Below are 12,137 nucleotides of genomic sequence, written 5' to 3' on the forward strand. Positions count from 1 at the left end.
TGGCCCCTTACCGTTTGCGGTAGGGGTTTTTTTGCTTATATTAAAACTGATTCTCATTATGCTGTTAATCGGATTAACGGCCATCTTTGTCGCTGCGGAATTTGCGATTGTCAAAATCCGCGGTTCAAAAATTGCGGAGCTGGTTGAAACCGGAGACAGCCGGGCGCTTGCGGCGCACAGGGTGATTTCAAATCTCGATGAATATTTATCAGCGTGCCAGCTCGGCATTACGATTACGGCGCTCGGACTCGGCTGGCTCGGTGAACCGACGATTCAGCGGCTTCTTCATCCTGTTTTCAGCCTGATCGGAATGCCGTCATCCATTACGCACGTCGTCACGTTTATTGCGGCGTTTATCGCCGTCACGTATCTGCACGTCGTCATCGGAGAGCTTGCGCCGAAAACGATATCCATTCAAAAAGCCGAAGCCGTCAGTCTGTGGACGGCGAAACCGCTCATTCTGTTTTATAAAGTGATGTATCCGTTTATTAAGCTGTTAAACGGCTCAGCCGGATTTTTGGTCAAGCTGTTCGGTTTTCATTCGGTGAAAGAACATGAGGTCGTGGTCAGTGAAGAGGAATTGCGGCTGATTTTGTCCGAAAGCTATAAAAAAGGTCAAATCAATCAATCTGAATTCCGTTACGTCAATAAAATATTTGAATTCGATAACCGGGTCGCCAGAGAAATCATGGTGCCGCGCACCGAAATCGCCGCCATCTCGCTTGAACAGTCAGTTGATGAAGCCATACATTTGATCATCAACGAACGGTATACGCGATATCCGGTTATTAAGGAAGACAAAGATCACATTCTCGGCATTATTAACAATAAGGATTTATTTAAAGCGTATTTTCTCGGCCGCTCCATTGAATTAAAAGAAATTATGCGTCCGGTTATCAGAGTCATTGAAAGCATCCCCGTTCAGGAGCTTTTGATCCGCATGCAGAAGGAGCGGATTCATATGGCGATTCTTGTTGACGAATACGGCGGCACGGCGGGACTTGTGACCGTCGAAGACATATTGGAGGAAATCGTCGGGGAAATCCGTGATGAATATGACCAGGATGAAATGCCCCACATCGTCAAAAAAGGCGAACACCATTATGTGATGGACGGTAAGGCGCTCATAGAAGAGGTGAATGATCTCCTTGATATCGCCATCGAAAATGAAGACATTGACACGATTGCCGGCTGGCTCTTAACACAAAAAATGGAGCTGAAAAATGGTGATGTGTTTCATGCCGAAGGGTGTGAATTTAAGGTGCTGGAAGCGGAAGACCATCATATCCGCTTCGTTGAAATTAAAAAAACTGATTTCTGAGCCTCCTGCTTTTGCAATGAGGCTTTTTTTATGGAAAAAATGCTTATTCGTCCCGCTCCTTCATATGATGTAAAGAAAGGAGTGTCGGTATGAAAACGGATTGGTGGAAAACGGCTGCCGTCTATCAAATTTATCCCCGAAGCTTTATGGATTCGAACGGGGACGGAATCGGCGACATGAACGGCATCAGAGCAAAGCTTCATTACATAAAAGAGTTGGGGGCGGATGTGATCTGGCTTTGTCCCGTTTTTGACTCGCCGGGCGCGGACAACGGCTACGATATCCGCAATTATAAACAAATTGCCGGCGAATTCGGGACGATGGAGGATTTTGACCAGCTCCTTGCGGATGTCCATGCGCTCGGCATGAAGCTGATTATGGACCTCGTCATCAACCATACAAGCGATGAGCACCCTTGGTTTATCGAATCACGCTCAGCGAAAGATTCCGAAAAACGGGACTGGTACATCTGGAGAGACGGAAAAAACGGCAAAGAGCCGAACAATTGGGAAAGCATTTTCGGCGGATCAGCGTGGGAATATGATCAAGAGACCGGCCAGTATTACCTGCACCTGTTTGACAAAAAACAGCCTGATTTAAATTGGGAAAACGAAGCGATGAGGCAGTCCGTTTATGAGATGGTTCGCTGGTGGCTTGATAAAGGCATAGACGGCTTCCGGGTGGATGCCATTTCTCACATTAAGAAAAAAGAAGGGCTCCCTGACATGCCGAATCCGGACGGTCTCCCGTACGTCCCGTCTTTCCCGTATCATATGAATGGGGAAGGCATAATGGATCTCTTAAGAGAGCTGAAACGGGAAACATTTTCGCGCTATCCGATCATGACGGTCGGCGAGGCGAACGGAGTGGCGGCTTGGGAGGCGGCTGATTGGGCCGGTGAAGAACACGGCGTCTTTCAAATGATTTTTCAATTTGAACATCTCGGCCTCTGGGATACGGAAGATGATCAAAGCATCTCCATTCCGGCGCTTAAACGCGTCTTGTCCGGCTGGCAGAACAGTCTTGAAGGAAAGGGCTGGAACGCGTTATTTATGGAGAACCACGATCAGCCCCGTTCCGTCTCGGTATGGGGTGACGAACGGTTTTTGACAGAAAGCGCCAAGGCACTCGCCGCGATGTATATGCTGATGAAAGGCACGCCGTTTATTTACCAGGGGCAGGAGCTCGGGATGACCAATGTTTCGTTTCCATCCATTGAAGATTATGATGACGCCGCAATGAAATATCTGTATGAAAAAGAGACGTCCCGCGGCGTTCCGCATGAAAAAGTGATGAAGATCATCTGGAAGAAGGGCCGGGATAATTCACGGACACCGATGCAATGGAGCGGTGAGGCGAACGGCGGGTTTTCTGATGCTTCTCCGTGGCTCGGAGTGAATCCGAACCACATATGGCTGAATGCTGCATCACAAATGCAGGATGAAACATCCGTATACCATTTCTACAGACGGCTGCTCGCCCTCAGAAAAGAACACAGCGTATTGATCAGCGGCACATATGAATTGCTGCTTCCGAATGACCGGCAGATTTATGCCTATCTAAGAAAAAACGGAACAAAAACCGCCCTGATCATCACAAATCTGTCTAAAACCCCCGCTTTATACAGGCATCCCGGTTATCCGCTTGACTCCGATACGCTCGTGCTCGCAAGCATGGAAACACCACCGCATCGGCATGTGACATCCTTTCTTTTAAAGCCTTATGAGGCCCGCGTATATATATATGGTGAAAAACTTCAGTCCCGAGGCTGAAGTTTTTTGTGATCTGCGTTTATCATCGCGATCCTACAGGAAAAGACAAATACAGAAACGAATATGGGAAAGGAAGAGAAAAAGAAAGGAGGCATTCATATGCTGAAAAAATTGCAGATTCAAACAAACAGACGGGATGAAATGATCGACATCACACATGAAGCCGAAGCGTTTCTCCGCAAAACAGGCGTAAAAAACGGTTTGGCGCTCATATACTGTCCCCATACAACCGCCGGCATTACCATAAATGAAAATGCCGATCCGGATGTGAAGAGGGATATGCTCAGAAGGTTTGATGAAATGTATCCGTGGGAGCACGAACTGGACCGGCATATGGAGGGAAATACGGCGGCACATATGAAAGCGAGTACAACCGGCGCCTCCCAGCATGTCATCATAGAAGACGGCCGCCTGATACTCGGAACATGGCAGGGCGTTTATTTTTGCGAATTTGACGGTCCGCGAAACAGAACATGTTATATCAAAATACAGGCTGAATCGGAGGAAAACACAAATGAGTGAGTGGATGAGTGCATTGTCATTAACAAAGCCCGTCATTCAAGCGCCGATGGCCGGCGGGCTGGTCACGCCGCGTCTGGCTTCGGCGGTATCGAATGAAGGGGCGCTTGGAAGCCTCGCTTCAGGATACGTCAGCCCGCAAGCCCTTGAAAAACAGCTTATCGAGATGAAAGAGCTGACGAACCGCTCCTTTCAAGTAAATCTTTTCGTCCCGGAAGAAAGGCAGATGCCTGAGGCGGAACTGGTTGAAAAATGGAAAGCCCGCATCCCGAGGGCAAAAGACGCCAATCCGTTCTCTGATCTGAAAGAAGAATGGAATGATTTTGAGGAAAAAGCGGAGCTTCTGATCCGTTACGGAGTCAAAGCGTGTTCATTCACCTTCGGCCTGCCGCCGGAAGAAACGGCGGAAAAGCTGAAGAAAAGCGGATGTTTCCTTTTCGGCACGGCGACAACGCCGGAGGAAGCGAAGGCTTTTGAAGAACGGGGGATGGACGCCGTTATTCTTCAGGGAATTGAAGCCGGCGGACATCGCGGGTCGTTTCTGCCGGTTAAAGGAGAACCGGCTCTCGGCCTTATGGCGCTGATTCCGCAGGCTAAAGACGCGCTGAATATCCCGGTGATTGCGGCAGGCGGCATTTTTGACCGCCGCGGCGTGCAGGCGGCCCGATGTTTGGGTGCGGACGGCGTTCAAGTAGGAACACCGTTTCTCCTTTGTGAAGAAAGCAGCGCCTCACCGGCATATCAAAAAGCCATTGCCGAATCAAAAGGAGCCGACACGCGGCTGACCACCCTGTTTTCGGGAAAACAGGCGCGGGGAATCGTGAATCAGTTCATGAAAACATATGAGGCTGACGAGGGAAATACGCTGCCTTATCCGCTGCATAATACGCTGACAAAGCCGATGCGCGGGCACGCGGCTCAATCAGGAGACGCGGAGTATATGTCTTTATGGGCCGGCCAGTCCGCCGCGAAACTTGAAGGGCCGACAGACGTGAAAACCGTTTTGGACAGATTGTGCGAATCATAATCCAGAAATCGTGAGGTGATGGATGATGAAGATTCTTCAAATGTCCTATAAAAAAAGAGGGACTATTGAGTTTGTCTTTGAAGATTTTCCGCATTCCAAAGTCACCATGGCGCCGATTAAAGGGTATTACTTTGTCCGCGCCATTAAATGGAGCCGACAGGACAGAGCCGTCACCCGCCATGATTTAGAGAAGTTTGAATGGGCTGCAAATCAAGCGCTCGGCACGACGGCTTTTTACCGGAAAAGAAAAGCATTCCGCATCCCATCGTCACAATGACAGACGATGGGATTGTTTTAATGCATGATCTGATAAAGCGCGGGTGCATCAAGCCTTGTTGCCTGGTTAAGCAGATAAGCCGGCTGCACGGCATTTTTTTTTCTTAAAGAATTCAATCTCTGGATGATTTGTTCAGCGGTCAGAATCCCGAGACCGTGGGCGAAATATTGATCATTCCCCATCACAATGACATTCTCTCCCCGCCACTGAGCCTTTGCAGGATTAAAATCAGGATTTTTAAAATATAAACAATCTCCCCGTAAAAAGTGGCTGCCGGTTTCCGTGTAGATCGGCAGATGCTCATAGTGCCAGTCATACAAAGTGATATCCCGGAAACGCCGGTTAAACCGTTCTTCACCGATTGTCTTTAAGACGGCCAGATAATAAATCACAACAATGGCGGTAGCGCATTCAAATGCGTAAAACGCCCCGTTTTCAATAATGTCCCGAATCGCTTTTGAAGCGGGGATTCTGTACTTCAGCTCCAAGGCTCCTTCCGGCGTCACTCTCCAATAAGCCGTATTTCCGTATGTTTTGGCGAAAGTTGCAAATTTCACACCTGATCCGTGCAGTTCTCTTGCGGCTTCCACAATATGGCGGCGCAGCCGCACCTCGAACATCAGTTCAGCAATCGACCCGTAATCGAATTGTACGGGAGAATTGAGCAGTTCATTTATATACGGAACAAGGCTTTTTTCCGTCTGCCAGTTCGCGATGTCCTGAGGCCGAAGCACTTGGCCGGATATGATAATCATCTGCGCGCCCCCTATCTTTTTTTATAAGATATGCAGGAAGCTTGGGCAATGAAAATCAAGTCATAAAAAAGGAGGAAATGTTAACAAAATGTGAAGACTAAGCCGATATATAAGGTATCACACTTGAGGGAGCAGCTTAATATGAAAAAATTCATCAATTGGTGCACAAAGGCATCGATTTCACGTAAATTAATCATTTCATTTATCGTGATCTTAATCATACCGATTCTCGTGCTAGAATTCAGTTCATACCATACAGCGAGCAATTCGCTGGATGATCAGATTTCAGGCAACGCGAAAAATAACATCGAATCTTTTAACACAACCATTACAAATGATATCGGCGCAAAAGCAAAGGCGATTGAATTTTTCAGTGAAACGTTAAAAGGGTCATCCTTCTCAAAGAAAAACATGTCTGCTCTAGAAGAAAAGTTCGGGCAATACACGTCTATTCATAAGGACGTAGCCCGCGTTTACGGAGGAACGGAAGACGGCAGCTACGCACAGGCGCCGAAGGAGAATACTCCGGCCGATTACGATCCGAGAACACGCACTTGGTATAAAGACGCTGTGAAGGCCGGCGGCACGCTCGTTGTCACCGACCCTTACACCGCGGCAAGCGACGGCAGCATGGTCGTTACCGTGGCAAAGCAGATGCAGGACGGAACAGGCGTAGTGGCCATGGATATTACGATTGACCAGCTGCTGAAGCAGATGCAGGGAATCAAAATCGGGCAAAAAGGATTCGTGTTTATCACGTCCAAAAATAAAACCTATGTCGCGCATAAAGACCACAAACCGGGCGATAAAGTTTCAACCCCGTGGCTGAATGAGGTATACAGCAAAGACAGCGGCATTATTTCATACAAGCTCGATGATCAAAATAAAAAAATGGCGTTTACGACAAATAAACTGACCGGATGGAAAATAGAGGGGAGCATGGAGCTCAACGAAATTAAAGACGCCTCACAACCGGTGCTGACGATGGGGATGATTGTCCTTGCAGCATCCATTATCATCGGGGGAATTTTAATTCTGTTGATTGTCAGATCCATTACGTCACCGCTGAAACGGCTTGTCCGCTCTTCTAAACAAATCAGCGGCGGAGACTTGACTGAAACCATTGATATCCGCTCGAAAGATGAATTGGGCGAACTCGGCGCGAGCTTTAATGAGATGGGCGAATCTCTGCGCGGACTGATCAGCGCGATCCAAAACTCTGTCGACAACGTGGCCGCGTCATCGGAAGAGCTGACCGCTTCAGCTTCGCAGACAAGCAAAGCGACGGAACATATTACAATGGCCATTGAGCAGTTTTCAAACGGAAACGAAGAGCAAAGCGAAAAAGTCGATTCAAGCTCAGCCAAGCTGAATCATATAAATGACGGACTCGCCGCCGTTTCCCGCACATCATCATCCATTACGGAAGCATCTAAACAATCGAAGGATGCTGCCGGCACCGGGGAAGAATATGTGCAGCAAACCGTCGGGCAGATGAATCTCATCAATCAATCGGTCCAGCAGGCGGAAGCGGTTGTAAAAGGCCTTGAGGCCAAATCAAAAGACATCACTCATATTTTAAGAGTCATCAACGGTATTGCCGATCAGACAAACCTGCTTGCTTTAAATGCAGCCATTGAAGCGGCAAGAGCCGGTGAATACGGGCGGGGCTTCTCAGTGGTAGCCGAAGAAGTGCGCAAGCTTGCCGTCCAATCCGCCGGTTCTGCCAAAGAGATTGAAAAACTCATTCAGGAAATCACGGCCGAGATTAATACATCACTTCACATGTTTACATCCGTTAATGAAGAAGTTCAATCAGGACTTGCCGTGACGGACCGCACGAAAGAAAGCTTCCAGAATATCTTCGGCATGACAAACGATATCGCCGAGAAGCTTCAATCGATGAACGGCACGGTTGAACAGCTGTCAGACAGCTCTCAGCACGTTTCAGCCGCAGTGACGGATATTGCGGACGTATCTAGGGAAAGCGCAGCAAGCATTCAGGATATTGCCGCATCCGCAGAAGAACAGCTTGCATCAATGGAAGAAATCAGCACATCCGCCGATACTTTGGCGCAAATGGCCGAAGAACTGCGGGAATTAACGAAACAATTTAAAATCAACTAGTAAAAAAGGACGCTTTCCGGATGGAAGGCGTCCTTTTTTATAGTGACAGCCGGATAATTTAAATAAAAAGTCTTGCATACAAAGGGAGTACATAGAACTATTTTTCATTTATGACTTAATTTTCAATGTAATAAAAAGGGAGTCGGCCGATATAAACAGTAAATGATTGAAAGAGGTTTACAAAATTGAAAAAAACAGCAAAAAAAATCGCCAGAAAATCAATAGCCAAAAAACTGATCATTTCATTTTTACTGATCTTACTCATTCCGGTAGCAGTATTGGCTGCCGGCGCCTACCGTTCGGCGGCTTCATCCGTTGAAAAGCAAATGATGGAAAGCGCCGAAGGAAATGTGCAAATCTTAAACAATATGATTGATGACCGGATCGGAATGTTTACAAAAAGCTCAGCATATTTCAGCGAATGGGCGACAAGCGCTAAATTTAAAGAAAAAAACCAAACGGAAATGCAAGAAAGGTTCAAGCAGTTTATTGAAAGCAATGATAAAGCGTCCGCCGTATTTTCAAGCAGCAAGGAAGGAACGTTTACCCGTTATCCGCATGCCGATATGCCGGCCGATTTCAATCCGCTTGAAAGAAGCTGGTATCAGGAAGCCATGGAGAATAAAGGCCAAACCATCATCACAGACCCTTATGAGTCCATCTCAAACAAAAAGATGGTCGTCACCATGGCCCGCGCGGCGCAAGACGGATCAGGCGTCGTCGCCATTGATATAAAAATCGACGATCTCATCACGATGACAAAAGAAGTGAACATCGGAAAAGAAGGATACGCCTTTATCCTCAGCAAAAATAAAAAAGCCGTTGCCTACAGTGATGAAAAAGCCGGCGCGGCGGTATCGGGAAAATGGGTTGATACATTATTCAGTGGGCAAAAAGGCGACTTTGAATATACGCTGAACGGGAAAGCGAAAAAAATGGCGTACGTGACCAATGAAGCGACGGGCTGGAAGATCAGCGGAACCATGTCCGTGGATGAAATCAAGGATGCGGCAAGACCGGTTCTGACTCTGGCCGTTATCATATTGGCGATAGCCATTGCCGCAGGGATGATTTTCATTTATTTTGTCATCCGCTCAATTACAAAACCGTTAAAACGTCTCGTAGCTTCAGCGGAAAAAATCAGCAGCGGAGATCTGACGGAAACCATTGATGTCAGCTCTCAAGATGAGCTGGGCGTGCTCGGTAAAAGTTTTAATCATATGACAGATTCACTCCGTTCGCTTATTCAGGGAATTCAGGACTCTGTTGAACATGTCGCTTCTTCCTCAGAGGAGCTGACGGCTTCGGCTGAGCAGACGAGCAAAGCAACGGAACATATCACCCTTGCGATTGAACAGTTTTCTAATGGAACGGAAGACCAAAGTGAGAGTATTGATAAAGCGACAGCCCAAGTGAATGAGATGAAAGACGGGCTCAGCGATCTGGCGGAAGCGGCAGCCGTGGTGACGGAAACGTCAATTGAATCGGCGGAGATATCCGGCGCCGGTGAGCGGCTTGTCAAGAAAACAGCCGGCCAGATGGGCGCCATTGACCAATCCGTAAGTAAAGCGGAGCAAGTCGTACAAGGGCTTGAACTCAAATCGCAGGACATCACCAGCATTTTGCGTGTCATTAACGGCATTGCCGATCAAACGAATCTCCTTGCTTTAAATGCAGCCATTGAAGCGGCAAGAGCGGGAGAATACGGACGCGGTTTTTCAGTCGTTGCCGAAGAAGTGAGAAAGCTTGCCGTCCAATCCGCCGATTCAGCGAAAGAAATCGAATCCTTAATTCATGAAATCGTCAAAGAAATTCATACTTCGCTCGGAATGCTGGAATCCGTCAATCACGAGGTGAAAAGCGGACTGCAGTTAACGGACGAAACGGAAAAAAGCTTCCGGGACATTTCCGTTAAAACAAATCAGATTGCCGGTGAACTGCAAAATATGAATGCAACCGTGGAACAGCTTTCTGCCGGGTCTCAGGAAGTATCAAACGCTTCAGAGGATATCGCGGCCGTCTCCAGACAAAGCGCGGCCGGCATTCAGGACATCGCGGCTTCAGCTGAAGAGCAGCTTGCGTCCATGGAGGAGATCAGTTCCTCCGCCGTCACGCTGGAAAAAATGGCGGAAGAATTACGCGAACTGACAAAGCGTTTTAAGATAAACTCTTAATTGAGTCTAAAAGACTAATTTAATAATAGGTAAAAAGTATGTTTCGTTATATTTCTTCTTTTTGGATGTGTATATTTACCCATAATTGCCGATATGAAGGGTAAACACGCAAGAGGAGATATAGCAGATGAAAAAAATTGTGCAAATCATCAAGCAGAGATCGCTTACAAGAAAACTGCTCATTTCTTTTTTGGCCATTCTCATTCTTCCTATTTCAACGCTGGCTTTTATCGCCTATCAATCGGCGGTAAGCACGCTTGACAGGCAGATGATGGGAAGCGCACTAGATAATGTGCAGCAGATTAACGATATGATCAACACAAGCATCAGCCAAAAGGAAGACGGAACGGCATATTTCAGCGACTGGCTCACCAAGGATCGATACAAGCCGAAAAACCAATCGCAAATTACCGATAAATTCACAGAGTACATGAAGATCAATAAAGACGTGGAATCCATCTATACGAGTGACACGGAAGGACATTTCACACGGTATCCGGATCTGCAGATGCCTAAAGGATATAATCCGATTGAAAGAGACTGGTATAAAAAGGCCGTGGAAAATAAGGGGAAAGTTGTTGTAACAGATCCTTACCGCACGGCTTCCACCAATACGATGGTCGTGACGGTCGTTCAGCAGACAAAAGACGGCTCAGGAGTCGTCGCCATCAATATGAAAATCGATGAGCTTCTGAAAACGACAAAGAAAGTGAACATCGGAAAATCCGGCTACGCTTTTATCCTGACGAAAGACAAAAAAGTGGTCGCCCACCCGAACCGCACGTCAGGCACAGTATTAAACGGGGAGTGGGCTGAACAGCTGTTCACCAGCAAAAAAGGTGATTTTCAATACAAATACGACGGCCAGGAAAAGAAAATGGCTTATGATACAAACGGGCTGACAGGCTGGAAGATTACCGGAACGATGTATCTGGACGAAATTCATGAAGCGGCCCTGCCGATCCTTCATCTGTCCCTGCTTGTTCTCGTATTAGCGATTGTGATCGGAACCATCGTCATGGTGCTGATTATCCGTTCAATCACAAAACCGCTCAAGCAGCTTGTGACATCATCGAAACAGATCAGTGAAGGCGACTTAACAGAAACGATCGAGATCCAGTCAAAAGATGAATTAGGCGAGCTTGGCAAAAGCTTTAACAATATGGCCGCTTCGCTCAGATCTCTCATCCATGCCATCCAGGATTCCGTGAATAACGTCGCATCTTCCTCAGAGGAGCTGACGGCTTCAGCGGAGCAGACAAGCAAGGCAACCGAACATATCACACTGGCGATCGAACAATTTTCTAACGGAAATGAAAGCCAAAGTGAAAATATTGAAAGCGCGGCGGAACATATTTACCAAATGAACAGCGGGCTTAAAGATATGGCGAAAGCATCTGCCGTCATTACCGAATCCTCTGCCACATCAGCGGAAGTCGCCAATTCAGGCGGAAAGCTTGTCCATCAGACGGTCGGCCAAATGAACGTCATTGACCGGTCAGTGAAAGAAGCTGAACAAGTGGTGCGCGGACTTGAAACAAAATCAAAAGACATTACAAACATTCTCCGTGTCATTAACGGAATCGCTGATCAGACAAACCTTCTTGCGCTGAACGCGGCAATTGAAGCCGCGCGTGCGGGTGAATACGGCCGGGGCTTCTCAGTCGTCGCCGAAGAAGTGAGAAAGCTTGCCGTCCAGTCTGCCGATTCAGCGAAAGAAATCGAAAGCTTAATTATAGAAATCGTCAATGAAATCAATACATCTCTCGGCATGTTCCAATCCGTCAACAAAGAGGTGGAGAGCGGACTGGATATTACGAATCAGACCGAAACGAGCTTCAAACGGATTTCTGAAATGACGAACCAGATCGCCGGAGAAATTCAAAATATGAATGCGACGGTAGAACAGCTGACAGCAGGCTCTCAGCAGATTTCAGGAGCTTCTGAGCAAATCGCGTCCATCGCAAAAGAAAGCTCCGCCAGCATTCAGGATATTGCGGCCTCCGCCGAAGAACAGCTGGCTTCAATGGAAGAAATCAGTTCGTCTTCGGAAACGTTATCCCAAATGGCGGAAGAATTACGTGATATGACGAAACGATTTAAAATAGATTAATAGGTCATAGAACACCCAAATGTGCTGTTTGGGTGTTTTTTTTAGTTTTTTT

At 47.3% G+C, this 12,137-nt stretch carries 9 protein-coding genes and 1 pseudogene; 9 read left to right on the top strand and 1 reads right to left on the bottom strand.

Annotated features, from left to right (window positions below):
* Positions 1 to 31 precede the first annotated feature (31 nt).
* The 5 genes from G9F50_RS12145 (at position 32) to G9F50_RS12165 (ending at position 4,916) form a co-directional block, all read left to right on the top strand.
* On the top strand, positions 32 to 1,321 hold the full coding sequence (locus G9F50_RS12145; protein ID WP_007408640.1) for a hemolysin family protein: 1,290 nt from the start codon (positions 32 to 34) through the stop codon (positions 1,319 to 1,321).
* Between the two features lie 89 nt (positions 1,322 to 1,410).
* A complete protein-coding gene (locus tag G9F50_RS12150; RefSeq protein ID WP_165406566.1) occupies positions 1,411 to 3,093 on the top strand; it encodes a glycoside hydrolase family 13 protein in 1,683 nt (560 codons plus the stop codon).
* Between the two features lie 99 nt (positions 3,094 to 3,192).
* Positions 3,193 to 3,615, top strand: a complete 423-nt coding sequence (locus G9F50_RS12155) for a secondary thiamine-phosphate synthase enzyme YjbQ (RefSeq protein ID WP_015418083.1) — start codon at positions 3,193 to 3,195, stop codon at positions 3,613 to 3,615.
* Positions 3,608 to 4,639: an NAD(P)H-dependent flavin oxidoreductase gene (locus G9F50_RS12160; protein WP_060561864.1), complete on the top strand. Its 1,032-nt coding sequence runs from the start codon at positions 3,608 to 3,610 to the stop codon at positions 4,637 to 4,639. Before G9F50_RS12155 ends, G9F50_RS12160 begins: the two co-directional genes overlap by 8 nt.
* A 25-nt stretch (positions 4,640 to 4,664) precedes the next feature.
* Positions 4,665 to 4,916, top strand: coding sequence for a hypothetical protein (locus tag G9F50_RS12165; RefSeq protein WP_165406565.1), 252 nt, complete (start codon positions 4,665 to 4,667; stop codon positions 4,914 to 4,916).
* A gap of 17 nt (positions 4,917 to 4,933) precedes the next feature.
* On the opposite strand, the gene G9F50_RS12170 is transcribed toward G9F50_RS12165, so the two are convergent.
* Positions 4,934 to 5,671: a protein-glutamine gamma-glutamyltransferase gene (locus G9F50_RS12170; RefSeq protein ID WP_020956257.1), complete on the bottom strand. Its 738-nt coding sequence runs from the start codon at positions 5,669 to 5,671 to the stop codon at positions 4,934 to 4,936.
* A 141-nt stretch (positions 5,672 to 5,812) separates the two neighbouring features.
* Here G9F50_RS12170 and G9F50_RS20800 point away from each other — a divergent pair.
* The 4 genes and pseudogenes from G9F50_RS20800 to G9F50_RS12185 form a co-directional block, all read left to right on the top strand.
* A pseudogene (locus tag G9F50_RS20800) lies at positions 5,813 to 6,853 on the top strand (cache domain-containing protein); the annotation flags it as partial.
* Positions 6,854 to 6,970: 117 nt separating this feature from the next.
* Complete coding sequence (locus tag G9F50_RS20805) at positions 6,971 to 7,798, top strand: methyl-accepting chemotaxis protein (RefSeq protein WP_371833770.1); 828 nt, start codon at positions 6,971 to 6,973, stop codon at positions 7,796 to 7,798.
* A 185-nt stretch (positions 7,799 to 7,983) separates the two neighbouring features.
* Positions 7,984 to 9,972: a methyl-accepting chemotaxis protein gene (locus G9F50_RS12180; RefSeq protein ID WP_060561861.1), complete on the top strand. Its 1,989-nt coding sequence runs from the start codon at positions 7,984 to 7,986 to the stop codon at positions 9,970 to 9,972.
* A 127-nt stretch (positions 9,973 to 10,099) separates the two neighbouring features.
* Positions 10,100 to 12,085, top strand: a complete 1,986-nt coding sequence (locus tag G9F50_RS12185) for a methyl-accepting chemotaxis protein (RefSeq protein WP_038459619.1) — start codon at positions 10,100 to 10,102, stop codon at positions 12,083 to 12,085.
* Positions 12,086 to 12,137: the final 52 nt, after the last annotated feature.

It is taken from the genome of Bacillus sp. EKM206B (genome assembly GCF_011066015.1).
Classification (GTDB): Bacteria; Bacillota; Bacilli; order Bacillales; family Bacillaceae; genus Bacillus; species Bacillus velezensis.

Bases quoted from the DNA above. Each gene is read 5' to 3' on its own strand.
- G9F50_RS12150 (WP_165406566.1), top strand. From the start codon at position 1,411: ATGAAAACGGATTGGTGGAAAACGGCTGCCGTCTATCAAATTTATCCC.
- G9F50_RS12155 (WP_015418083.1), top strand. From the start codon at position 3,193: ATGCTGAAAAAATTGCAGATTCAAACAAACAGACGGGATGAAATGATC.
- G9F50_RS12160 (WP_060561864.1), top strand. From the start codon at position 3,608: ATGAGTGAGTGGATGAGTGCATTGTCATTAACAAAGCCCGTCATTCAA.
- G9F50_RS12165 (WP_165406565.1), top strand. From the start codon at position 4,665: ATGAAGATTCTTCAAATGTCCTATAAAAAAAGAGGGACTATTGAGTTT.
- G9F50_RS12170 (WP_020956257.1), bottom strand. From the start codon at position 5,671: ATGATTATCATATCCGGCCAAGTGCTTCGGCCTCAGGACATCGCGAAC.
- G9F50_RS20805 (WP_371833770.1), top strand. From the start codon at position 6,971: ATGGCCATTGAGCAGTTTTCAAACGGAAACGAAGAGCAAAGCGAAAAA.
- G9F50_RS12185 (WP_038459619.1), top strand. From the start codon at position 10,100: ATGAAAAAAATTGTGCAAATCATCAAGCAGAGATCGCTTACAAGAAAA.